The sequence below is a fragment of the Dermacoccus sp. GAS27A genome (assembly GCF_044909235.1).
Lineage (GTDB): Bacteria > Actinomycetota > Actinomycetes > Actinomycetales > Dermatophilaceae > Dermacoccus > Dermacoccus nishinomiyaensis.
In genome coordinates this window covers 62,945-85,258 of record NZ_JBIYDW010000013.1, presented here as the reverse complement: position 1 = coordinate 85,258, position 22,314 = coordinate 62,945, and the positions used below count along the sequence as shown (strand labels likewise).

28 protein-coding genes and 2 tRNA genes are annotated in these 22,314 nt (G+C 68.8%); 12 read left to right on the top strand and 18 right to left on the bottom strand.

The features are described from left to right. Positions 1-85: 85 nt before the first annotated feature. The 9 genes from ABH936_RS13075 to ABH936_RS13035 form a co-directional block, all read right to left on the bottom strand. Positions 86-823 carry a PD-(D/E)XK nuclease-like domain-containing protein gene (locus tag ABH936_RS13075; RefSeq protein ID WP_404603454.1) on the bottom strand — a complete coding sequence of 246 codons (738 nt, stop codon included), beginning with the start codon at positions 821-823 and terminating at the stop codon, positions 86-88. A 174-nt stretch (positions 824-997) separates the two neighbouring features. Then, positions 998-1,204 carry a hypothetical protein gene (locus ABH936_RS13070; RefSeq protein WP_404603452.1) on the bottom strand — a complete coding sequence of 69 codons (207 nt, stop codon included), beginning with the start codon at positions 1,202-1,204 and terminating at the stop codon, positions 998-1,000. Positions 1,205-1,206: 2 nt separating this feature from the next. Beyond that, positions 1,207-1,350: a hypothetical protein gene (locus ABH936_RS13065; protein WP_404603451.1), complete on the bottom strand. Its 144-nt coding sequence runs from the start codon at positions 1,348-1,350 to the stop codon at positions 1,207-1,209. A gap of 10 nt (positions 1,351-1,360) precedes the next feature. Beyond that, complete coding sequence (locus ABH936_RS13060; RefSeq protein WP_404603450.1) at positions 1,361-1,486, bottom strand: hypothetical protein; 126 nt, start codon at positions 1,484-1,486, stop codon at positions 1,361-1,363. 91 nt (positions 1,487-1,577) lie between these two features. Beyond that, positions 1,578-1,835, bottom strand: a complete 258-nt coding sequence (locus ABH936_RS13055) for a hypothetical protein (RefSeq protein ID WP_404603449.1) — start codon at positions 1,833-1,835, stop codon at positions 1,578-1,580. Further along, positions 1,832-2,074, bottom strand: a complete 243-nt coding sequence (locus tag ABH936_RS13050; protein WP_074040729.1) for a helix-turn-helix domain-containing protein — start codon at positions 2,072-2,074, stop codon at positions 1,832-1,834. Before ABH936_RS13050 ends, ABH936_RS13055 begins: the two co-directional genes overlap by 4 nt. Then, positions 2,067-2,420, bottom strand: a complete 354-nt coding sequence (locus tag ABH936_RS13045) for a hypothetical protein (RefSeq protein ID WP_404603448.1) — start codon at positions 2,418-2,420, stop codon at positions 2,067-2,069. The genes ABH936_RS13050 and ABH936_RS13045 overlap by 8 nt, the downstream gene beginning before the upstream one ends. Before the next feature lies 1 nt (position 2,421). Next, positions 2,422-3,270, bottom strand: a complete 849-nt coding sequence (locus ABH936_RS13040; RefSeq protein ID WP_074040727.1) for a hypothetical protein — start codon at positions 3,268-3,270, stop codon at positions 2,422-2,424. Positions 3,271-3,284: 14 nt separating this feature from the next. Next, complete coding sequence (locus tag ABH936_RS13035) at positions 3,285-4,091, bottom strand: ParB N-terminal domain-containing protein (protein ID WP_404603447.1); 807 nt, start codon at positions 4,089-4,091, stop codon at positions 3,285-3,287. A 101-nt stretch (positions 4,092-4,192) separates the two neighbouring features. Between ABH936_RS13035 and ABH936_RS13030 the strand changes: the two genes are divergently transcribed. Then, positions 4,193-4,474, top strand: coding sequence for a hypothetical protein (locus ABH936_RS13030; RefSeq protein WP_404603446.1), 282 nt, complete (start codon positions 4,193-4,195; stop codon positions 4,472-4,474). Positions 4,475-4,521: 47 nt separating this feature from the next. Here ABH936_RS13030 and ABH936_RS13025 read toward each other — a convergent pair whose 3' ends face one another. Beyond that, positions 4,522-4,764, bottom strand: a complete 243-nt coding sequence (locus ABH936_RS13025; protein WP_404603445.1) for a helix-turn-helix domain-containing protein — start codon at positions 4,762-4,764, stop codon at positions 4,522-4,524. Positions 4,765-4,875: 111 nt separating this feature from the next. Here ABH936_RS13025 and ABH936_RS13020 point away from each other — a divergent pair, with 111 nt between their 5' ends. Both ABH936_RS13020 and ABH936_RS13015 read left to right on the top strand, forming a co-directional pair. Beyond that, positions 4,876-5,277 carry a helix-turn-helix domain-containing protein gene (locus ABH936_RS13020; RefSeq protein WP_404603444.1) on the top strand — a complete coding sequence of 134 codons (402 nt, stop codon included), beginning with the start codon at positions 4,876-4,878 and terminating at the stop codon, positions 5,275-5,277. Further along, the gene (locus ABH936_RS13015) at positions 5,274-5,651 is read left to right on the top strand and encodes an ImmA/IrrE family metallo-endopeptidase (protein WP_404603443.1); all 378 of its coding nucleotides are present in this window, start codon (positions 5,274-5,276) and stop codon (positions 5,649-5,651) included. The genes ABH936_RS13020 and ABH936_RS13015 overlap by 4 nt, the downstream gene beginning before the upstream one ends. Positions 5,652-5,722: 71 nt before the next feature. Here the strand turns inward: ABH936_RS13015 and ABH936_RS13010 are convergent, their stop codons facing one another. Beyond that, the gene (locus ABH936_RS13010) at positions 5,723-6,184 is read right to left on the bottom strand and encodes a hypothetical protein (RefSeq protein ID WP_404603442.1); all 462 of its coding nucleotides are present in this window, start codon (positions 6,182-6,184) and stop codon (positions 5,723-5,725) included. 169 nt (positions 6,185-6,353) lie between these two features. On the opposite strand from ABH936_RS13010, the gene ABH936_RS13005 reads away from it, so the two are divergent. The 3 genes from ABH936_RS13005 (at position 6,354) to ABH936_RS12995 (ending at position 8,089) form a co-directional block, all read left to right on the top strand. Continuing rightward, positions 6,354-6,427, top strand: a tRNA-Ile gene (locus tag ABH936_RS13005). A 212-nt stretch (positions 6,428-6,639) separates the two neighbouring features. After that, positions 6,640-7,362 (top strand): potassium channel family protein, encoded by a 723-nt coding sequence (locus tag ABH936_RS13000; protein ID WP_404603456.1) that lies wholly within the window; start codon positions 6,640-6,642, stop codon positions 7,360-7,362. Between the two features lie 217 nt (positions 7,363-7,579). Beyond that, positions 7,580-8,089 carry a DUF3145 domain-containing protein gene (locus tag ABH936_RS12995; protein ID WP_404603441.1) on the top strand — a complete coding sequence of 170 codons (510 nt, stop codon included), beginning with the start codon at positions 7,580-7,582 and terminating at the stop codon, positions 8,087-8,089. Positions 8,090-8,163: 74 nt separating this feature from the next. Here the strand turns inward: ABH936_RS12995 and ABH936_RS12990 are convergent, their stop codons facing one another. From ABH936_RS12990 to aceE, 7 genes are all read right to left on the bottom strand, one after another. After that, the gene (locus ABH936_RS12990; RefSeq protein ID WP_006944206.1) at positions 8,164-9,582 is read right to left on the bottom strand and encodes an acyl-CoA carboxylase subunit beta; all 1,419 of its coding nucleotides are present in this window, start codon (positions 9,580-9,582) and stop codon (positions 8,164-8,166) included. Beyond that, positions 9,579-10,832 (bottom strand): beta-ketoacyl-ACP synthase II, encoded by a 1,254-nt coding sequence (gene fabF / locus ABH936_RS12985; RefSeq protein ID WP_006944307.1) that lies wholly within the window; start codon positions 10,830-10,832, stop codon positions 9,579-9,581. The genes ABH936_RS12990 and fabF overlap by 4 nt, the downstream gene beginning before the upstream one ends. 89 nt (positions 10,833-10,921) lie before the next feature. Further along, positions 10,922-11,170: an acyl carrier protein gene (locus ABH936_RS12980; RefSeq protein WP_006944284.1), complete on the bottom strand. Its 249-nt coding sequence runs from the start codon at positions 11,168-11,170 to the stop codon at positions 10,922-10,924. A gap of 116 nt (positions 11,171-11,286) precedes the next feature. After that, positions 11,287-12,270 carry a beta-ketoacyl-ACP synthase III gene (locus ABH936_RS12975; RefSeq protein WP_404603440.1) on the bottom strand — a complete coding sequence of 328 codons (984 nt, stop codon included), beginning with the start codon at positions 12,268-12,270 and terminating at the stop codon, positions 11,287-11,289. Beyond that, entirely contained in the window at positions 12,267-13,433 is a 1,167-nt protein-coding gene (locus ABH936_RS12970) for an acyltransferase domain-containing protein (RefSeq protein WP_338127080.1), read from the bottom strand. Before ABH936_RS12970 ends, ABH936_RS12975 begins: the two co-directional genes overlap by 4 nt. A gap of 96 nt (positions 13,434-13,529) precedes the next feature. Further along, positions 13,530-14,828, bottom strand: a complete 1,299-nt coding sequence (locus ABH936_RS12965) for a PucR family transcriptional regulator (protein ID WP_404603439.1) — start codon at positions 14,826-14,828, stop codon at positions 13,530-13,532. Between the two features lie 305 nt (positions 14,829-15,133). Further along, positions 15,134-17,896: a pyruvate dehydrogenase (acetyl-transferring), homodimeric type gene (gene aceE, locus ABH936_RS12960; protein WP_241725475.1), complete on the bottom strand. Its 2,763-nt coding sequence runs from the start codon at positions 17,894-17,896 to the stop codon at positions 15,134-15,136. 299 nt (positions 17,897-18,195) lie between these two features. Here aceE and ABH936_RS12955 point away from each other — a divergent pair, with 299 nt between their 5' ends. The 6 genes from ABH936_RS12955 to ABH936_RS12930 all read left to right on the top strand — a co-directional run bounded on the left by ABH936_RS12955 (position 18,196) and on the right by ABH936_RS12930 (position 22,212). Continuing rightward, the gene (locus ABH936_RS12955) at positions 18,196-18,615 is read left to right on the top strand and encodes a DUF3052 domain-containing protein (RefSeq protein ID WP_006944308.1); all 420 of its coding nucleotides are present in this window, start codon (positions 18,196-18,198) and stop codon (positions 18,613-18,615) included. A 34-nt stretch (positions 18,616-18,649) separates the two neighbouring features. Further along, a complete protein-coding gene (locus ABH936_RS12950; protein WP_241725474.1) occupies positions 18,650-19,111 on the top strand; it encodes a peroxiredoxin in 462 nt (153 codons plus the stop codon). A gap of 103 nt (positions 19,112-19,214) precedes the next feature. Next, positions 19,215-19,287: transfer RNA gene (locus tag ABH936_RS12945), tRNA-Val, on the top strand. Position 19,288: 1 nt separating this feature from the next. After that, positions 19,289-20,140, top strand: a complete 852-nt coding sequence (locus ABH936_RS12940) for a Nif3-like dinuclear metal center hexameric protein (protein WP_241725473.1) — start codon at positions 19,289-19,291, stop codon at positions 20,138-20,140. Further along, on the top strand, positions 20,137-20,874 hold the full coding sequence (locus ABH936_RS12935; protein WP_241725472.1) for a zinc ribbon domain-containing protein: 738 nt from the start codon (positions 20,137-20,139) through the stop codon (positions 20,872-20,874). The genes ABH936_RS12940 and ABH936_RS12935 overlap by 4 nt, the downstream gene beginning before the upstream one ends. 96 nt (positions 20,875-20,970) lie before the next feature. Next, on the top strand, positions 20,971-22,212 hold the full coding sequence (locus tag ABH936_RS12930; RefSeq protein ID WP_404603438.1) for a bifunctional RNase H/acid phosphatase: 1,242 nt from the start codon (positions 20,971-20,973) through the stop codon (positions 22,210-22,212). Positions 22,213-22,314: the final 102 nt, after the last annotated feature.

Here is a 22,314-nt window from a genome sequence, read left to right as displayed (position 1 = left end):
GGAGTAGTTCTTCCTGGCCATGGTTCTTCGATCATCTCGCTTCCCCAGCACCAGGTGCTGGATTCAGCGTGTCCAAGAACCGGGGTCAGGCCCCTTCGGCGTAGAGGCGGATAGCCTTCTCGTTCATCGCGCGGCCCCACTCGACCACTTCGGAGTCGTTGAGAACTTCGGCTACGGATACGAGGTGAGGCTCCGCCTTCTCTGCGTAGATCAGGTAGAAGTCAGCGCCCGGCTTCCCATTAGCAGCGAGGAGGTCGATGTACCACGCGACCTGCATTCCGTAGCGGAACTTCACCATCGACATGTCGACGGCGTCTGGTGCCGCGCTGGCAGCCGTCTTGACGTCGACGACGACTGGGGTTCCGTCGACTTTTCCGGTGAGCCAGTCGGCGCGTCCGCGGAGGACGACCCCGGTCGCCTCATGGATGGCGTAGAGCGATGACTCGGCCTGGCCTCGATAGAGGAGCTTGCAAGCGTCCGGGTGCGCCTTCACCGCGCCTGCGAGTGCGACGGCGCGTTCGTGCTCGGCGGTGAGGATGGGCGCGACGCCGTCAGCGTGGGCCTGCTCCTTCGCCTCACGGGCATCCTTCGATCGCCACGAGTCGAAGTCAAGGACGCGATACCCGGCGCCCTTTCCGAGGATGAGTTCGTGAGCGACGTGCCCGAAGTCGTACTCGTCCTTGTGCACCGGGTTGTCCTGCTGCCATCGGTAGCGGGCGGGGCAGTCGAGGAGAACCTTCGCGCCGCTGACGGAGAGGCTGCGACGGTCGCCGTGGTAGTCGCTCTCGGGCACATCGTGAATGCCGCTGGTGTGCTGGATCATGCTGCGACTCCTGTCCGCTCGAAGAGGCGTGCGAGGTCGTGGCGGCCGGCGCGCCGTAGGGCGCGGCTCATCGCGGCGAGGTCATGTCGAGGCGCTGGGCGATGCGCCAGGGATGCTCACCGGTGGAGAGCATGAAGTCGACGTCCTCGATGAGGATGTGGGGTCTGTCGTCGCTCATGCGGCGCTCCTTTCGGGGTAGGCGAGGACGGTGCAGGTGGCGTGGGTGCCGAGGCCGTCGCGGGTGTAGCGGGTGGCGGCGACGGGGTGGACGCCGATGGAGTCGAGGAAGCGGCGGACGCTTGGCTCGCTGTCGCGGGCGGTGGCGGTGAGGTCGCGTGTGTCGCCGGGGCGGTGTGGGATGCGGACGTGGAGGGTGAACATGGTCAGTCCTTGAGGTGGCGCGGCTGGTATGCGGATGCTTCGGCGGGGCGCGTGGGTTGGCAGGCGTGGCCGAGCTTCCAGCGCAGCGCGGGGATGATGGGGGCTGTGTGCGCGGTGCGGCATGTCGCGCAGGTGACGGTGATCATTCGGTGCCTCCTAGTCGCAGTCGCGGTAGTCGTCGGGGTCTGGGTGGTCGGCGTCGGGGCGCTCATCGAGCCAGTCGGTCAGCGCGTCGTATTCGGCGGGGTGGTGGTCTGCGGGGCCGAACTCGCGGGGGCTCATTCGTGCCACCACCAGTCGCCGAGCGCGTCGAGTCCGGCCATGAGCCCGAAGATGAGGGCGGGGGAGGCGAGGGCGAGCCACGCGTCGATGGTCATGAGTCGTACTCCGTGCAGTCCTGGCACAGTCCGGCGGCGACGGTCGGCGTGTGCTGGCAGACGGTGCACGGGATCTCGCTGTCGGCCATCATCTGCAGGGCGCGGGAGTGCGCGACGGTGACGGATGCGGGGTCGACGAGGAGTGTCATCGCCTCGAGCTGTTCACGTGTCACGAGCACGTCGCGCCCGTTCAGGTCGAGCAGGAGCTTTGCGGTGCCCTTGTCGTCGACGACGCTCATGCTGGGGGTTGTCATGACGCACGCTCCAGTTCGGCGCGGTTCGGGGTGCCGTACTGGCGGCGCCACTCGAACAAGTCCTCGCACGTGATCGACCACTTCGTGCCGGGATGCTGCACCGCCGGCAGCTCGCCCGACTTGATCGCCGCGAAGATCACCCGCTCCGACGCCGCGTGACACTCGGCCGCGTCCTGGATGCTGTGCAGCGCCTTCCCGCACGGGCTGACAAACGGCTCCTGGGTCTTCTGCTTAGGCACTGGGGGTCTCCTTGATGACGGTGAGATGGCGGCGCTGCAGCTGCTTCGAGCAGTCGGGGCAGGTCGTCCACCAGTAGGTCGTTGCGGTTTCGGGGCTGACGAGGCCGAACCGCTTGCTCTGCGGCATGTCAATGCCGCACACGGTGGCGGTGGGCATGTCGGCGACGGCGAGGCCGCATCGTTGGCATCGCTCGTTCCGGCACCCGAGGCCCTCGTCGAGAAGCTCGGGCGGGCAGTCGCACTGGTCCATCCACAGCTCGGGGTGCTTGCCGGCCCACTCGACGTCGGCTTCGCGCGCTTGCTGCTCGCACTGCTCGGCGAACTCGGTGGGGGTGAGGGCGCCCATGTCAGATCGCCTCGGGGAATGCTTCGCCGGACTTGTGGCGCAGGATCTTGATCTTCTTGCCCTGGCGCCACGCGTTCCATGCCTTGATGAACCAGGCGAGGACTTCGCGCTGCTCACCGGACAGGCGCGTCGATCCTTCGACGGACAGTCGGTTGCGCAGGACGAGGATCGGGTCGCCCGCGTCGAGGCCTGCTCCGGTGCGCAGGAGCTGGAAGAACAGGTCTGCGTCCTTGCGGCTTTTCTGCGAGAACATGTAGTGCGCGAGGCCGAGGGTTGAGGCGGCGCAGCGCACGCCGTGACCGTTGCGCACGTGCTCGGCCATGGCGGCGGAGTCCTTCACCTCGGGGTGCGCTTCGAGGTAGGCCTGCATTTCGCGTTTGGTGGGTGCGAAGCTGTTGTTGTGCAGGTTGCCGCGTTCGAGCATGACGGCGCGTCGCAGGATGCTGGCGGTCGTCTTTGCCTTGTAGCCTTCCCCGGACAGTTCGAGGACGTTCGCCATGGTGCGTTTGCGGCCGTCGTCCATGGTGTCCTGGGTGGAGTTGGGCAGGTTCCACACGATGCCGAGGTCGAGGCTGATGCCGGATTTGACGATCGCGGCGAGGCGGTGTTGTCCGTCGAGGAGTGTTCCGTCGGCGGCGAAGCGGATGTTGTCGCCGTTGTAGACGAACGTGCCGTTGCTCATGTCGCGGGCGAGTCGGTTGATGTGGCGCTCGCTCATGTTGCGGTTGTTGTTGTTGCGGTGGTCGAGGACGCTTTGCGCCCAGTCGGGTGTGGCGACGATGAAGCCTTGCTGGGGGCCGATGACTTTGGCGCGCTTCCAGGTGACGGGGTTCATGGCGTAGCTGGACATGGGTAGACTGCCTTTCAGATTTCAGGGATGGAATCGATGACCTGGTGGAGCAGGTCGCTTGCTCGGAGAAGGTCGCTGCGGTTCGCTGTGGCGACCTTTTCCGCGTTCTGGGGGAATCGGTCGTCTTGGGTGAGGCGTCCGAGTCGTTCGGTGACCTTTGTGAGGTCGTAGGTGGCGCGCCAGAATGCGTCGGGTAGGGGCGCGCGGCGCGGCGTCTGCGGTTCGGGGCGCGTGTACTGCTTGCCGTCGGGGCTGGAAGCCGAGTGGGCTGGGGCAGGGTCTGCGTCTGGCGTATCGAACCCGGCGTCCGCGAGCGCGGTGTCGAGGTCAGCCTGGTCGGTGACGTAGTCGGTGACGTAGTCGGCGGCGGGGGTGGGCCGCGTCGCGGGGCGCTCACGTCCATCGGCGGAGAGGCGCGTCTCCGACTGGCTAATTTCGCCAGTCGACTCAAGGGAGTCGCGGATCGTTCCGACCGTGGTGTGGTGCGCCCCGACGCGCTCGGCGTGCTGCCGGTTCGAGAGCTGCGGGTCAGCCATCAGCGACTTCGCGATGACCTCGCGCTTCTGCTCGCGGTTGAGGTGGCGCCGGTCGAGGTTGAGGCTGCAGGCGAGGGTGCGCTTGCCCGTCTCGTCGAGGTCGCGTGCCGTGTTGCGAGGGCACGGCAGACCGAGGCGGTCGGCGATCTCCTTGCGGTGGTGCCCGTCGATGACCGAGCCGTTCTCGTCGACAACGATGGGCACCTGAATGCCGTGCTCGCGGATCGACTTCTCGAGCGACGTGTACTCGTCGTCCGAGAGGCGGGGGAGGAACTGGTACAGCATCAGGCGTCACCGCCCGGTGTTGCGTCGCGGGAGCCGCCCGACGCGGCTCCCGCTCCGCTACCTTCAGGAGTTCCACCACCTGAAGAAATGGAGGCCGTGTCATGGATGACACGAGCAATCTGGCCGATCTCGTCATCACTGAGCAGAAGCGACTGCTCGAGGCGTTCGATGCGCTGCGGGATTCTGATGAGTTGTCGCGACGCATGAAGGAGGCGGCGAGGGATGCGGGCAACGACCCGGTGACGAGCGGTCTCGTCGCGATTAGCGCCGCAGTCATGCCCATGATCATTGAGTGTGTGCAGTCCATCGTGAACACTCAGGAACTCTTGGCTGCCGCGTTGAGGAGCGGCGCGCTGAGCGCAGAGCAGAGCCTTCCGCAGTGACCTGTCCATGACCGCCCAGGCCTGGCCCTTGCGCTGGGGCTGGGCGCTCATGCCGTGGCCTTCATCTCGTCGGCGTCGCCGAGCATGAGTGCCTGAAACGTCGTGTCGGTCGCAGCGGCCCAGGCGATCAGTTCGCTCGTGGTGAAGTCCGTCTCGGCGTTCTCTTTGCGGCGGACAGATCGGGGGGCGATGCGCGTCTTGCGGGAAAGCTCTTCTTGGGTGAGTCCGGACCGCTTTCGAGCGAGTCGTGCTCGCTCAGCGATGGCCCGCACCTGCTGTTCGGTGTCCATGTGGACTATCAAAGCGTCCGCATGGACGCTTGTCAACACGCGGGTGCGAATCTGCGAAAATTGTCCGTTACTAATACTCTAGGTGTCCGCAATGGCCTGTATAGTGTCCACATGGACAAGTTGAAACGCCCCACCGACTACGAGTCGGCGTGGAACACAGCCCTAGCTCAGACACTCCTTGCCTGCCGCACCAGCGCGGGCCTCACGCAGCCCGGGTTGGCCGAGGCTGTTGGGATCGAGAAGCAGTCTGTTCGTCGCTACGAGAAGGAAGAGCGCAGTATTCCGGTGCCAAACCTGCTCGCAATGATCGAGGCGATGGATTTGACTGTTGAAGACTTCATGGCCCTGGCCAAGGTGCGCGCCGAGGTGGAGATGCGTCGCAAACAACGCGACGAGCTCGCAGCTCGCCGCGACAAGGCGGGGTTGTCGGTGCCGCCTCGTAACCTCAGGGCTGTTGCCGACTCGAACGTCGGCGCAGACGAAGAGGTTGAGGGGCGACAGGAGGAGCCGTGATCGAGATCGCCGAGTTGGTGCTACGTGCCGAGGCGATGGGGGTGCGAGTCGAGTGGGGGCGTGATCTGCCGGTGCCAGCCGAGTACGACCACGCGCGGCGCGTCATCCGCATGGCTGACGGGCGCGGCGACTGCGTCACGCGATGCAGCCTCGCGCACGAGCTCGGGCACGCCGCGCTGATGCACGAGCCGGGCGGTGACTACCTGGCGCAGGAGCGCAGCGCCAACATGTACGCAGCGAAGCTACTGATCAGCGAGGACGCCTACCGTCGCGCCGAGCGCATCGTCGGGCACGACCCGCGCGCCCTGGCGAAGGAGCTCGACGTCACGCTCGTGATGATCGCCGCATGGAGGATGTGCCACAGGGCCGCGTGACGTTGCGATAGCGACATAGAGACGCGAAAGCGCCCCCGACCTCGAGGTCGGGGGCGCGGCTGTGGGTGGGGTCAGTCGCCGAGAGTGAGCGCGGGGCCCTTCTTGAGGTCGTCGAGCGTGTACGTGGGGCCGTCGCGGTGGCCGATCTTCACCTTGTAGTACTTCGCGGACGGGTCAACGTCCTTGACGGTGAAGGTGAAGCGGCAGTCGTTGCCGTAGTTGCCGTCGCTCTGCAGTTCGCCGGCGCTGAGGTTGCCCAGGCCCATCGTCTTGCCGCCGTCGTCGGTGATGGTGACCTGGCCGCCGCTCTGGATGTCGCTGAATCCTCCGCTGCCGTCGCACTTGTCGCCCTTGGCGGCTTCGGTGCCGTTACTGCCGGAGATGTATTGGGTCTGGTCTTCGATTCCGCTACTGTCGCCGACTTCGGCGTGCAGCGTCATGCTGCCGTTGACCTCGACGGTCTTCGGCTTGTCGTCACCGCAGGCGGCGAGGGCGAGCAGGGGCAGGGCTGCGAGCGCGGCGAGCTTCTTCATGCGCTCAGGGTACGGCTCGGGTGCGTTGCGGGGTGGGTTCGGTGGGCGCCGTTTCGGTAACATCTCCGCATAACGCCGCATAGCGTCCCGCGTAAAGACCAACAGATAGACAACAGCGGTACGCTACAGGCGTAGTTGGTGAGGCGAATTCCGTTGTCTCGCAACGTAAGGGGCGGTAGCTCAGCTGGTCAGAGCAGGGGACTCATAATCCCTGGGTCGCGGGTTCAAGCCCCGCCCGCCCTACTCGGACGTCGTCACGCCGTCACGCCGAGGACGTCGTCATCTCGAGGCGAGCCGCCTTGTCGCAGGGCGTATGTCGGCGGCCGTCGGTGCGCGAGGGTGCGCCTCCCTACGATGGGCGCATGAGCAACGCGCCGTGGGTGAGCACCGGCCCGGCATCATCCGGTGAAGGCGCGCGGGAGTAGTGGCAGGAGACGACGCGCGTCCCTCTCGGCATCCTGGCGCTCGTCTTCATCGCCTCGTATGCCGCACCCATTCTCCGGCCGAGCCTGCCGACCGATGTCATCCTGACGTTCCATGCACTCAACGTCATCACCTACCTCGCGTTCGTCGGTGACTACTTCGCGCGCCTCCACCTTTCCCGCGACCGTCGCGGCTTCCTGCGCCACTCCGGGCTTGACGTGCTCGTCCTCGTCCCGCCCGCGCTGCAACCGCTGCGCACGATGCAGCTCATCGCCCTGCTGCGGCTGCTCGACAAGCGCCTCGGACGCACGCTGCGCGGCCGCATCGTCGCCTACCTCGGGTTCGCGACGCTGACGGTGCTGTTGCTCGGCGCACTCGCCGTCCTCGACGCCGAACGCAAGGCGCCGGGCGCCAACATCCACACCTTCGGCGACGCCCTGTGGTGGGCGACGACGACGATCACGACGGTCGGCTACGGCGAGCACCACCCCGTGACGCCGAGCGGACGTGTCGTCGCCGCCTGCCTCATGTTCAGCGGCATCGCGCTGCTCAGTGTCGTCACGGGTTCGGTGGCCTCATGGATCCTCGATCGCGTCCGCGAGGAGGACGGCGAGGTCGCCGCCGACGACCGCATGCGCGACGAGGTCGAAGCACTCACCCATGAGATCCGAGCCCTGCGCGCCGACGTCGCGGAACTACGGGGCCGGACGGCGTCGCACCGGGCCGCAGCGCCCGAGAGCGACGACACCCTCTGAGCGGGCACTGCGAGACAGCTCGCCCGGACACGCGGCGTGTCGCTCCCACGGGGTGAGCACCGCATGCGCCAGAGTGACAGGTTGATTCTTCGCCACGCCGCACGGGTGCTGGCCTGCAGCGTCGCCATCGTGCACAATGGCGGCACACATCATCGGATTCCTGGGTGTGGCTGAGGTCGTTGGGGAAGACGTCCCTCGCGAACACCAGGAGGTTCGGATGTCGATGACTCGCGTCATGACGCGCGGGGTGGTTTTCGTGCACTCCACCCCCGCTGCGCTGTGCCCTCACATCGAGTGGGCGCTCGAGAGCGTCCTCGGCGCCGACGTCAACCTCGAGTGGACGCAGCAGCCCGTCGCGCCGGGCCTCGTGCGCACCGAGTTCAGCTGGAGCGGCGAACCAGGCAGCGGCGCAAAGCTCGCGAGCGCGCTGCGCGGCTGGGATCAGGTGCGCTACGAAGTCACCGAAGAACCCTCACCCGGCAACGACGGCTCACGCTGGTCGCACACCCCGAACCTCGGCATCCACCACACGTGGACGTCGGCGAGCGGCGACGCCGTCGTCAGCGAAGACCGCCTGCGCAGCGCCCTCGTCGCGAGCCAGGGCGACCCTGAGGAGTTCCGGGCCGAGATGGCCGAGCTGCTCGGCACCGCCTGGGACCAGGAGCTCGAGCCCTTCCGCTACGCCGGCGACGGCGCTCCCGTGCGCTGGCTGCACCGCGTCGGCTGACGCACCACACACGTCGAAGGCCGCTTGCTCTCTGGGGGAGCAAGCGGCCTTCGTCATGCCGGGCGGGCGTCAGATCACAGTGGGATGTTGCCGTGCTGCCCGCGACGCGCGGGTGCGGCGGCCAGTGCCGAAGCGAGCGCTCCGCGCGTCTCGGCCGGCTCGACGACCTCGTCGACGACACCGATCTCCTGGGCGCGTTCCAGTCCACCCGCGAGCACGGCATGCTCGGCGGCTAGTTCCTCCTCGACCCGGGGACGCGCGGCCTCGTCGACCTCCGCGAGCCGGCGACGGTGCAGGATGCGCACGGCAGCGACGTGACCCATGACGGCGACCTCCGCGCTCGGCCACGCGAACACGCGCGTCGCGCCGAGGGAGCGGCTGTTCATCGCGATGTACGCGCCTCCGTACGTCTTGCGCGTCACGAGCGTCACGCGCGGCACGACCGCCTCGGCGAAGGCGTGCAGCAGCTTCGCGCCGCGGCGCACCACGCCGTCCCACTCCTGACCGACACCGGGAAGGTAGCCGGGGACGTCGACGAGCACGACGAGGGGGATGCCGAACGCGTCGCACATGCGCACGAAACGGGACGTCTTCTCCGCGGCGGGGGAGTCGAGGCACCCGCCGAGACGCATCGGATTGTTCGCGATGACGCCGACGGTGCGCCCGCCGAGGCGCCCGAGCGAGGTGACGATGTTGGGCGCCCACTTCGCGTGCAGCTCGACCTGCTCACCCGCATCGTCGAACAGGTCGTCGACGAGGGGGTGCACGTCGTAGGCGCGCTTCGGGTTCTCGGGGAACGTGGCGCCGAGGTCGCGCTCTTCGAGCGATCCGAGGTCGAACTCGCCCTGATTCGCCATGAGCGAGGCGAGCAGACGGCCTCGCTCGAAGGCCTCATCCTCTGTGGCCGTGACGACGTGGACCACGCCCGAGCGTCGACCGTGCGGTTCGGGCCCGCCGAGGCGTGCGGCGTCGACGTTCTCGCCCGTCACCGAGCGCACGACGTCGGGGCCCGTCACGAAGATGCGGCCCTGATCGGCCATGATGACCACGTCCGTCAGCGCCGGCCCGTAGGCGGCACCACCGGCGGCGGCGCCGATGACCACGGAGATCTGCGGGATCTTGCCCGACGCCCGCGTCATGATGGCGAACACCTCGCCGACGGCATGCAGGCTGACGACGCCCTCGGCCAGTCGCGCACCGCCGGAGTGCCACAGCCCGATGACGGGCAGGTTCTCGGCGAGGGCGATCTCGTAGGCCTCGACGATCGCCTTGCACCCCTCGACACCCATCGCGCCGCCCTGCACCCGCGCGTCGGAGCAGAACACGACGACGGGCGTGCCGTCGGCGGTGCCGCGAGCGGAGACGAAGCCGGAGCGCTCGACCTCGGCGATGACGTCGACGCTGCCGGCGTCGAGGAAGTTCTCGAGGCGGCGATACGGGTCGCGCGGGTCGACGTCGGCCTCGGCCGGCGCGGTGGCGGTGAGGGCGTTCATGAGGCGCTCCGAATCGTGAGGGCGACGTTGTGGCCGCCGAAGCCGAACGAGTTGTTGAGGGCCGCGATGTCGCCCTCGGGCAGCGTGCGGGCCTCGCTGCGCACGACGTCGAGGTCGATGGCGGGGTCGAGGTCGTCGATGTTGATGGCCGCCGGAACGAGGCGGTGGTGCACCGACAGCACCGTGATGACGGCCTCCAGCGCGCCCGCAGCGCCGAGCAGGTGACCCGTCATCGACTTCGTCGCGGCCACCGCCATGTGGTCGGCGTCGGCGCCGAACGCGGCGCGGATCGCGTTCGCCTCGGCGACGTCACCGACGGGCGTCGAGGTTGCGTGGGCGTTGATGTGGCAGATGTCGGCGGGCGTCAGACCGGCGGCATCGACGGCCTGACGCATCGCCCGCTTGGCACCGGCACCCTCGGGTTCGGGCGCGGTGATGTGGTGGGCGTCGGCGGACATGCCGATGCTCGCGAGCTCGGCGTAGATCCGCGTGCCGCGCGCCTTCGCGTGCTCCTCGGACTCGAGCACGACGACCGCAGCACCCTCGCCCATGACGAAGCCGTCACGGCCAGTGTCGTACGGGCGGGAGGCGGCCTGCGGGTCGTCGTTGCGCGTCGAGAGGGCCTTCATCGCCGCGAACCCGGCGAACGGCAGCGGGTGCATCGGCGCCTCGGTGCCGCCGGCGATGACGACGTCGGCGCGGCCCGAGCGGATGATGTCGATCGCGAGACCCATCGCCTCGGCGCCGGAGGCGCACGCGGAGACGGTCGTGTGGGCGCCTGCGCGCGCACCGAACTCGAGCGACAGGTTGCCCGCAGAGGTGTTGGGCATGAGCATCGGCACCGTCAGCGGGTACACGCGACGCGGGCCCTTCTCGCGCATGACATCCCACTGGTCGAGCAGCGTCGTCACCCCGCCGATGCCGGTGCCGAACGCGACTGCGAGTCGCTCCGGCTCCACCTCGGGGCTGCCCGCGTCTGCCCACGCCTCGCGCCCTGCGATGAGCGCGTACTGGGCGCTGCGGTCCATGCGGCGCGTCTCGACCTTCGTCAGCACCTCGGCCGGGTCCTGGGCGATCGACGCGGCGAACGTCACGGGCAGCTCGAACTGCTCCAGCCATTCGGCGGGCAGCGCGCGAGCACCGGAACGACCGGCGAGCAGGGCGTCCCACGTCTCGGGTGCGGTGCCGCCGAGCGGGGTCGTCGCACCGATGCCGGTGACGACGATGCGGGCGTCGCGGTTCGGGGTCATGCTGGCTCCTTGGTGGGGCACGAAAGAATGGGGTGCGACGCGCCGCCCGGGCGGGCGAGGTGCCGGGGCGGCGCGTCGACGGGGGCCGTTCAGGCCTGGGCGTTCTTGATGTAGCTGACGGCGTCGCCGACGGTGACGAGGTTCTTGACCTCTTCGTCGGGGATGCGGACGCCGAACTTCTCCTCGGCGTTGACGACGATCGTCATCATCGACAGCGAGTCGATGTCGAGGTCGTCGGTGAACGACTTGTCGCTCTGCACGGAGGCGGCGTCGATGCCGGTCTCCTCGTTGACGATCTCGGCGAGGCCGGCGAGGATCTCCTGCTCGGAAGCAGCCATGGTGTTTCTCCTTGTCGTGACGTCGACCGTTCGTCGATCGACTCCGTCTGCGGTTCTTTCCTTGCCCCGGATGGCCCGCCGAGGCGCGGGAGCTGAATGCTGAGTCGCGGTGCGGCTCAGGGGATCTCGACGACCTGCGCCGCGTAGGCGAGGCCCGCGCCGAAACCGATCTGCAGCGCGAGATCGCCGCTCTTGGCCTGCCCCTCGCGCACGAGTCGTTCGGCGGCCAGCGGCACCGACGCGGCGGACGTGTTGGCCGTGTCGACGATGTCGCGCGCGATGACGACGCGTTCGGGCAGCTTCATCTGCTTGGCCATGGCGTCGATGATGCGGACGTTCGCCTGGTGCGGGATGAACACGTCGATGTCGTCGACGCTCAGGCCCGCAGCGTCGATGGCGCGCAGCGCGACGGGAGCCATGCTCCACACCGCCCAGCGGAAGACGCTGTGACCTTGCATCGTGATCGTCGGGCCGGGCGAGCCGTCCTCGAGCACGTTGGGGCGGATGGCCTCCCACGCCGCGCCGTCACTGCCCCAGATCGTCGGGCCGATGCCGACGTGGTCGCTCGCGCCGACGATCGCCGCGCCCGCGCCGTCACCGAAGATGAAGGCGGTGCCGCGGTCGCTCGGATCGAGCACGGACGTCAGGCGCTCGGCGCCGAGGACGAGGACAGTGCTCGCGCTACCGGACCGCACGAGGTCGGAGGCGACACCGATGCCGTGACAGTACCCGGCGCAGGCGGCGGACAGGTCGAACGCGACGGGGGAGTCCAGCCCTAGTCGATCCGCGAGCATCGGCGCGGCGGCGGGCGTGAACATGTCATGCGTAACCGAGCCGAGGATGACGCCGTCGATCGTCGCCGGGTCGACACCGGAGCGAGCGATCGCGTCGCGCGCCGCCGACTCGGCCATGTCGAGCATCGTCTCGTCGTCGCGCGCGAAATGACGCGTGCGGACACCGGAGCGCTCCTGGATCCACTCGTCGGAGGAGTCGATGGCCTCGACGATCTCGCTGTTCGGCACGAGCCGCTGCGGGCGGTAACCGCCGAAACCGAGGATGCGGGTGTACTGCGCGCCGGTGCGCTGCGCGAGGGCCTTCACTGCGCCTCCTTCGGGTGAAGACGCACGAGGGGCTGGCCGGGAGAGACAGGGTCGCCCTCACTGACGAGCCACTCGATGATGCGCCCGCCGTGCGGCGCGACGACGTTGTACGCGTCGCGCGCCGTGACGACCTGTCCGATCGTCTCGCCGGGGGTGATGGTGTCGCCCTCGTCGAGGGGCGCGCGCTCGATCGTCCCCTTGGCCGGCGCGATGACGAGTCGCCACGCGGGTTCGAGATCGGTGTCGACCTGGCCGTGCTCGCGCACCATGCGGTGCGCCGCGTCGAGGTCGTCGGGGGTCTTGAGCGCCAGGGTCTCGACACCAGGCAGGGCACGCTTGGCGAGGCCCGTCAGGGTGCCGGCCGGCGGCACCTCGATGAGGCCCGTCACGCCCATCGCCTTGAACGTCTCCATCGTCAGATCCCAGCGCACCGGGTTGCTCACCTGGCTGACGAGGCGGCGCAGCACCCGCGTGCCGTCGTGGACGACGAGCCCGTCCTTGTTCGACACGAGGGGGATGCGAGGGTCGTGCGTCGAGATGGCCCGCGCGAAGACACTGAGCCGCTCCACGGCCGGCGTCATGTGCTCGGTGTGGAAGGCACCCGCGACCTGGAGCGGGATGACGCGTGCCTTCGACGGCGGCTCGGCCTTGAGCCGCTCGATCTGCTCGAGGGTGCCGGCCGCGACGATCTGACCGGAACCGTTCATGTTGGCCGGCGTGAGGCCGAGGGCTTCGAGGTGGCTGACGACGTCCTTCGCCTCGCCGCCGACGACGGCGGCCATGCCGGTCGGCGTGACGGCCGACGCCTGCGCCATGCCCGCACCGCGCTCGCGGACGAACACCATGGCCTGCTCGGCGCTCAGGACGCCGGCCGAGGCCGCGGCAGTGATCTCACCGACGCTGTGGCCGGCGCCGACACCGACGGAACGGAATCCGTCGACGGGGTGGGCGAACAGCGCGAGCATCGAGACGAGGCCGCTCCCGACGATGAGGGGCTGTGCGACGGCGGTGTCCTTGATGGTCTCCGCGTCACCCTCGGTGCCGAGGTGGACGAGATCCATCCCGGCGCAGGCCGACAGCCACGCCATGCGGGAGTGAAACTCTGGCAGCTCGAGCCAAGGGCGGAGGAAACCGGGGGTCTGAGAGCCCTGTCCGGGGCACACGATCGCTAGCACCCCTCAACCTTGCCCTGGAGGTGGTGGGCGAGGCGACGAGCGGGCCGACGAACTTCTCCGGTGTGATTTGTAGGAAACCTCCAATCACACCTGGCTGGGTTGCTCCCGTGCGGCGCGAGAGGCGTCCGGCCGGGTGCGCGGGCGGGACCGGGCTGCGTCGAGGTCGGCGTACATGAGGCCCAGTCGGATGGCGAAGGCGTCCTCGGGGCAGGTGAGGTCGTAACCGGTGAGGTCGTGGGTGCGCCCCAGGCGGTAGCGCACGGTGTTCGCATGGACGAACAACTCGCGCGCCGTGGCCTCCAGCGAGCCGAGACGGATGTAGGCGCGCGCCGTCTCGCGCATGACGGAATCGGGCTGGAGCGCGGCCGTCACCCGTGCGGCGAGCGCGCGGCGTGCCTTGTCGTCACCGGAGACGGCGCGTACGGCGAGCAGGTCGTCGCTGTGCACCGGGCGGGGGCAGGAGGTGGCCGCCGGCGCGGCGTCGTAGCCGCGCAGCGCGTCCCGTGCTGAGCGGCCCGCCGCATAGAGGTGCGGCACGCGGGGCCCGCACACGAGGGGGCCGTCGCCGAAGTGGTCGGCGAGCAGTCGCGCCGCGGCGAGCGGGTCGGCGTGTTGGGCGGCCTGAGACGACGTGCTTGCTGCATTGCCTGACGATGTGCCGCTGCGTGGCGTCGCGAGGGTGGCCGCGTCGAGCCCGCCGACGACGGCGATCATCCGCCGTCCTTCGACGGAGACGAGGATCTCGAGCCCGGCATGACGCGCGGCGCGTCGTAGTGGGTCGACGACGCTCGTCTGGCTGCCGAGGGGGCTCGCGCCGACGACGACGGTGACGCCGCGCACCTCGGCCCAGCCGAGGGCATTGACGCGGGAGCCGAGCGTCTCGTCGGGTTCGCCGCGCACGACGGCGTCGACGACGAGCGACTCGAGGCGTGCATCCCACGCGCCGCGCGATTCCGCGGCGCGCGCGTAGACGTGGGCGGCGCCGAACGCGACCTCACGGGAGTAGCGCAGGACAGCTTCGCGCACGGCCGCGCGTTCGTCGGCCCGCGCGAGGGCGGGTGCTTCGTCCTCGACGATCTCGATGACGGTGCGCAGCAGGTCGAGGGTCTGTTCGAGGCTGATGCTGCGCGTCAGTTCGCGTGGTGCGTCGGCGAACACGTCGATGGCGCCGGCGCCTTCGACGTGCGGGTTCTCGAGCCACGACAGGAACGACGTGATGCCGCCGTGCGCGATGACGCCGATCCAGCTGCGATCCTCGGCGCTGAGCGCGGCGAACCAGGCGTGGTCGGCTTCGACGCGCGCCGCGGCCGACGTCGCCATCGCCCCGACGCCGCGGCGCATCGCCGTCAGAGATTCACGCGAGGGCACCCTGGGTTCCGCCATGCCCGTCACCGTAACCGAGCCTTGTGGGAACCCACGAGTAGCAACGACACCGGCCGGCCGACCGACCCCGGAAAGCACGAAGCCGTGCACACTCACGGACGGTGAGTGCGCACGGCTAACGTGCGTGCAGGGGACGTGGACGCGCTCCCGTGGCGCTGTGGCACCTCGGGCCGGGGAGCTTGCGGCTCCGGACCGATGGAAGACGCCGCGAGGGAATCGTCAGGCTTCTCCGCGCACCTTTTGGCGCAGAAGCCCGACGGGCAGAACCGTCGCCCAGTTCTGCCCGTCGCTGTTCGCATTGCCCGTCAGGCTTCTCCGCCGGCGTTGCCGGAGGTGCCGGCCTTGACGTTGAGCAGCTCGTACTTCTCGGCTGCCTGACGCGGGATCGACGGGTCGAGTTCGCCGCGGTCGGCGAGCGACTGCAGGGCGCGCACCGCCATCGACGGGCCGTCGATGTGGAGGAAGCGTCGTGCTGCAGCTCGCGTGTCGGAGAAGCCGAATCCGTCGGCGCCCAGCGAGTGGAATTCACCGGGCACGTACTGGCGGATCTGGTCGTGCACCTGGCGCATCGAGTCGCTCGTCGCGATGACGGGACCGGGTGCGTCCTTGAGGCGCGACGTGATGAACGGCTCGCGGCGCTCTTCCTCGGGGTGGAGGAAGTTGTGCTCGTCGGCCTCGAGGCCGTCGCGGCGCAATTCGTTCCACGACGTCACGGACCAGACGTCGGCGACGACGCCCCAGTCCTCCTTGAGTAGTTCCTGTGCCTCGAGGGCCCAGGCGACTCCGACGCCGGAGGCGAGCAGCTGCACGCGGCGCGCGTCGTCGCCGAGGCCGTCGAACGAGCCGTCCTTGAGCTTGTAGATGCCGCGCTTGATGCCTTCGACGTCGACGTTCTCGGGCTCGGCCGGCTGCACGATCGGCTCGTTGTAGACGGTCAGGTAGTAGATGACGTTCTCGGCGTTCTCGCCATACATCTTCTCCAAGCCGTCCTGCACGATGTGCGCGATCTCGTAGCCGTAGGCCGGGTCGTAGGAGCGGATGGCGGGGTTCGTCGCGGCGAGCACGTGGCTGTGACCGTCGGCGTGCTGCAGACCCTCACCCGTCAGCGTCGTACGGCCCGCGGTGGCGCCGATGAGGAAACCCTTGGCCATCTGGTCGGCGGCCGCCCAGATCGAGTCACCGGTGCGCTGGAAGCCGAACATCGAGTAGAAAACGTAGACCGGCACCATCGGGATGTCGTTCGTCTCGTACGCGGCGCCGACGGCGGTGAACGCCGCGACGGAGCCGGCCTCGTTGATGCCGAGGTGCAACAGCTGGCCCTGCGGGCTCTCCTTGTACGCGAGCATGAGCTCTGCGTCGACGGAGCGGTAGTGCTGCCCGTGCGGGTTGTAGATCTTCGCCGTCGGGAAGAACGCGTCCATGCCGAACGTGCGCGCCTCGTCGGGGATGATCGGCACGATGTGCTTGCCGAACTCCTTGTCTCGCATCAGCTCCTTGAGGATGCGGACGAACGCCATCGTCGTCGCGACCTCCTGCTTGCCGGAGCCCTTCTTCGCGATCTTGTACGCCTCGTCACCGGGCAACGGCAGCTGCGAGCTGCGGCCCTTGCGCGACGGCAGCCCACCGCCGAGCTTCGCGCGACGCTCGAGCAGGTACTTGATCGCCGGGTCGTCGTTGCCGGGGTGGTAGTACGGCGGACGGTACGGGTCCTTCTCGAGCTGCTCGTCGCTGATCGGGATGTCGAGCGAGTCGCGGAACTGCTTGAGGTCCTCGAGCGTCATCTTCTTCATCTGGTGCGTCGCGTTGCGGCCCGCGAAGTGCGTGCCGAGGCTGTAGCCCTTGATGGTGTGTGCGAGGATGACCGTCGGCTGGCCCGTGTGCTCCATCGCAGCCTTGTAGGCGGCGTACACCTTGCGGTAGTCGTGGCCACCTCGCTTGAGCTTCCACCACAGGTCGTCGTCGGACCAGTTCTCGACCATCTTCGCCGTGCGCGGGTCCTGACCGAAGAAGTACTCGCGGACGTAGGCACCGTCATTGGCGCGGATCGTCTGGTAGTCGCCGTCACGCGTCTTGTTCATGATGTTCACGAGCGCACCGTCACGATCCTGGGCGAGCAGCGGATCCCAGCCGCGGCCCCACAGCACCTTGATGACGTTCCAGCCGGCGCCGCGGAAGAACGCCTCGAGCTCCTGCACGATCTTGCCGTTGCCGCGCACGGGGCCGTCGAGACGCTGCAGGTTGCAGTTGACGACGAACGTGAGGTTGTCGAGGCCCTCGTTGGCGGCCCACTGCAGGGCGCCACGCGACTCGACCTCGTCCATCTCGCCGTCACCGAGGAAGGCCCAGACGTGCTGGTCGGAGGTGTCCTTGAGGCCGCGGTCGTTGAGGTAGCGGTTGACCATCGCCTGGTAGATGGCGTTCATCGGGCCGATGCCCATGGAGACGGTCGGGAACTCCCAGAACTCCGGCATGTTGCGCGGGTGCGGGTAGCTCGGCAGGCCGGCGGACTCACCGTCGATGAAGTGGCTCTTCTCCTGACGGAAGCCGTCGAGCTGCTCCTCGGTCAGGCGGCCCTCGAGGTAGGCGCGCGAGTAGATGCCGGGGGAGGCGTGGCCCTGGATGAAGACCTGGTCACCGCCGCCCGGGTGGTCCTTGCCGCGGAAGAAGTGGTTGAAGCCGACCTCGTAGAGCGTCGCGGCGGAGGCGTACGTCGAGATGTGGCCGCCCACGCCGATGTCGGGGCGTTGCGCGCGGTGCACCATGACGGCGGCGTTCCAGCGGATCCAGGCGCGGTACTTGCGCTCCATCTCCTCATCGCCGGGGAACCACGGCTCGGCCTCGGGGCCGATCGTGTTGATGTAGTCGGTCGCAGTCAGCGACGGCACGCCGATCTGCTGCTCGCGGGCGCGCTCCAGCAGCTTGAGCATGACGTAGCGGGCACGGTTGCGTCCGGCTTCGTCGACGAGGCCGTCGAGCGAGTCGAGCCACTCCTGCGTCTCGTCGGGATCGATGTCCGGCAACTGACTGGGAATGCCATTCAGGATCGGGCCGGCTTCCTCAAGCGACACTTAGGTCACGTCCTCTCGTCCACTGCGTCGGCGCTACCTGGCACGCGCCACATGCTCCCATCCTGCCCCCCGTGAGCACCCTGCGCGAAACCGGGACGGGGTTACTCGTGGGTACTCGGTTTGGCGGGCGGGACGAGGGGTTTCGAGGTTCATCAGGCCAGGGCGATCGGGCCCACGAGACGGTCGTCATGAGGGCGCCTTCTTGCAATGCGCGAGACAACCTTGTGGACTACCCTTCGAACAAGGCTGCATCCACCCGGCGTGGGCGCAGCGTCCAGAACAGAAAGTGAGCACAGCACGTGAACCAGACCGCAGGGGCACATCCGGCGGCCAAGATCGGCTTCTCCGCGGACGACATCGTCATGGAGATCGGTTGGGACGACGACGTCGACGAGTCGTGGCGCGAAGCCATCGAGGAGATCGTCGGCTCCGAGATCGAGGACGAGACGTACGACGGCGTCGTCGACTCCGTCCTCGTGTGGTTCCGTGACGGCGACGGCGACCTCACCGACGACGTCGTCGACGCGCTCGCCACGCTGGAGGACAAGGGGTTCGTCCTCCTCATGACGCCGAAGGCCGGCTCGGATCTCGCGATCGACGCCGCGGACGTGCAGGAGGCTGCGACGACCGCCGGTCTCAAGGCCAGCTCGACCTTCAAGGTCGGCGACGACTGGATCGGCACGAAGCTCGTCCAGGGTGGCGCAGCGAAGCAGCGCTGAGCGCGGCCGCCGCACGAGACGAAGAGGGAGTGACATGAGCGGTCTCGAGGTGGGTGCTGCGGCGCCCGATTTCACGCTCAAGAACCAGTTCGGTGAGGACGTGACATTGTCCGGCCTCGTCGCCGAGCGCCCGACGCTGCTCGTCTTCTACCCCTTCGCGTTCTCCGGCATCTGCACGGGGGAGCTGTGCCACATCCGCGACAACCTGCCCCGCTACGACGGTGACGCGATGCAGGTCGTCGGCATCAGCTGCGATGCGATGTTCACGCAGCGCGCGTGGGCGGACGCCGAGGGCTTCGACTTCCCACTGCTCAGCGACTTCTGGCCGCACGGCGCGATCGCGCGCGCCTACGGCGTCTTCGACGACGAGCGCGGGTTCGCCGTGCGCGGCACCTTCCTCGTCGACGCGTCGATGACGGTGCTCTGGTCGCTCATCAACGGCCCCGGCGAGGCGCGCGACTTCTCGCCCGCCCTCGAGGTGGCCGAGAACCTGTGACGCGGCGCGGCGTCGTGGCGCCGCCCCTCGATGACGCCGAACTCGACGTGGCCACGGGGCGGGTAGGATTCAGCTGCATCCGCGCCGTCTCGGCGCGCGCTCAGGGCCCCTAGCTCAGCTGGTAGAGCAACGCGTTTACACCGCGTCGGTCGTCGGTTCGATCCCGGCGGGGCCCACATGAACAACTCCACCACGACCCTCGCGGACGTCACGCGAATCCTCGACGGCTTCTACCCGCCGTCGACGGCTCAGTCGTGGGATGCCGTCGGCCTCGTCACCGGCGACCCGGAGCAGCCGATCGAACGTGTCCTGTTCGCCGTCGACCCGGCGATGAGCGTCATCGACGAAGCCGTCACCGGCGGTTACGACCTGCTCGTCACGCATCACCCGCTGCTCATGCGCGGGGTCAAGTCGGTCGCGACGACGTCAGGCAAGGGGCGCGCGGTGACAGCGCTCGTCGTCGGCGACGTCGCCCTGTACGCGGCGCACACGAACGCCGACGTGGCCACACCCGGCGTCAACGACGCGCTCGCGGCCGCATGCGGCCTGCAGGACGTCGAACCCCTGGTCGAGAGCGAGGGGCAGCCGCTGGGCCGCGTCGGTGACCTGCCTCAGAGCATGACGCTGCGCGCCTTCTGCGAACGCCTCGCCGCGGCGCTACCACCCGCCCCCGTCGGCCTGCGCGTCAGCGGAGAGGCCGAGGCGAGCGTCCAGCGCGTCGCGGTGCTCGGCGGCGCCGGTGACGGCGAGTTCGGCGCGGCACGACGCGCGGGGGCGGACGTCTACGTCACCGCCGACCTGCGTCATCATCCCGCCATCGAGGCGCGCGAGGAGGACGACCCGGCGGCGCCGATGTTCCTCGTCGACGCCGGACACTGGGCCACCGAATGGTTGTGGCTGCAGCACGCCTGCGAGCGTCTCGTGAAGGCCGTGCGCGAGAGCGGCGGCGACATCGAGGTGCACGTCTCGACGACGTGCACCGACCCCTGGAATTTCCTCGTGCCCACGAATGAAGGAGAGATGCAGTGAAGGCAGAACTTCAGCAGCAGTGGAGGCTGCTCGACCTGCAGAAGCTCGACACCCGCCTCGACCAGATCGATCACCGTCTCGCGAACCTGCCGCAGGCGAAGGAGCTCGCGGAGCTGACGAAGAAGGCGGACACCGCGACGGAGGAGATGATTCTCGCGCAGACGGCCGTCATGGACGTCGAGCGTGAGATCGCGCGCAGCGAGGCCGACGTGCAGCAGGTGCGCGACCGCATGGCCCGCAACGAGAAGCGCCTCGCCTCGGGTGAGGGCAGCGCGAAGGATCTGCAGGCGCTGCAGCACGAGACGGACACGCTCGCTCGCCGTCAGGTCGTCCTCGAGGACACCGAGCTCGAGATCATGGAGCGCGCCGAGGGCCTGCGCGAGCGGCTGACGGCGTTCACGACGGTCGCCGACGAGGCCGAGGCCAAGGTCAAGCAGCTCAAGGCGGAGATGGGCGAGGCAGCCAAGGAGCTCGAGACCGAGCGCGCCGAGGTGCAGCGCAAGCGCGACGACATGGCCCCGTCGTTCGCCGCCGACCTGCTCGCGGAATACGACGGCATCCGGGCCCGCAGCGGTGTCGCCGCGGCGGCGCTGCACGGTCGTCGCTGCCTCGGTTGCGGCCTCGAACTCAACCACTCGGATCTGCAGCGCATTCGCTCGAGCGCCGCCGACCAGGTCGTCTACTGCGACGAGTGCGGACGCATCCTCGTGCGCACGGCCGAATCCGACCTCTGACCGGGCAGAGAGTACAGCGCTCGGCGCGTCGCCTCGCGGTGACGGCGCCGGGCGCTGTTCGTCGTCCGAAATGCCTGTGGGCGAAGGAGATTCATCATGACGCGACGTCTCATCGTCGAAGCTGACGGCGGTTCGCGCGGCAACCCCGGCGTCGCCGGGTACGGCAGCCTCGTGCGCGACGCGGACACCGGTGCGCTGCTCGCCGAACGCGCCGCGCCGCTCGGCAAGGAGTCGAACAACGTCGCCGAGTACACCGGCCTCATCGAGGGGCTGCGGGCCGTCGTCGATCATGCCCCGGGCGCTGCCGTGACGGTGCGGATGGACTCGAAGCTCGTCGTCGAGCAGATGTCGGGCCGCTGGAAGATCAAGCATGAGGACATGAAACGCCTCGCCGCCGAGGCCCAGGCGCTCGCGGCGGAGATCTCGAGCGCGGGCGGCGCCGTCACGTACGAGTGGATCCCGCGTGCCAAGAACAAGGACGCCGACAAGCTGTCCAACGACGGCATGGACGGCATCACCGTGCGACGCGACACATGGGGTGACGACGTCGAGCGCGCGTCGCAGGGTGGTGGTGTCGAGCGTGCTGGTGCTGGTGCTGACGCGGATGGCGCCAGTAGCGCGGGCGTGGGTGCGGGCGACCCGAACGGTGGGGGCGAAGTAGGCGGCGAGGCCGTCGTCGAGCCCGACGAGAAGCCGACGGGGCCGGCGGATCTCGGGAGGCCGACGCGCATCGTCCTCGTGCGCCACGGCGTCACCGACTTCACGACGAGGGGGCTGCTCGACGGTCGCGGTGGCGCGGACCCGTCGCTCAGCGCCGAGGGTCGCGACCAGGCACGCCGCGTCGCGGGCGCGCTCGACGGGCTCGTCGGTGACAGCGACGTGCACGTCGTGACGTCGTCGCTCGCCCGTGGGGTCGAGACGGGCACGCTGATCGCCGAACGTCTCGGGGTGACGCCGCGGGTCGAGGCCGACTGGGACGAGCAGGCCTTCGGCGAGTGGGACGGGTTGTCGTTCAAGGAGATCCGCGCCAAGGACGCGGCGGGACTGTCGAAGCTGCGTCACGAACCGACTCACCGCGCGCCGGGCGGCGAGACGCGCGACGAGCTCGACGAGCGCGTCGCTGCAGCCCTCGGGCGGGCGGTGGAACGCGGCGGTGTCGTCATCATCGTGACGCACCGCATCGTCATCATGTCGGTGCTCGCCAAGGTGCTCGATCTGAGCATGGACGGCGCGTGGCGCGTTGCGGCGGCCCCGGCGTCGCTGACCGGCATCGAGGTGTGGCGCGACGGCAACGCGCAGGTCGCGTTCACGAACGACACGCATCACCTGCGGGGCTGACAGAGCCTCAGAGCCTCCGATGCAGGCGTCAAGGGGCGTGCGCCGGCGTCCAAGGCGGGTCGTCCGGTGCGCGGACGATCATCCATCCTGTGTGGCGAGCGG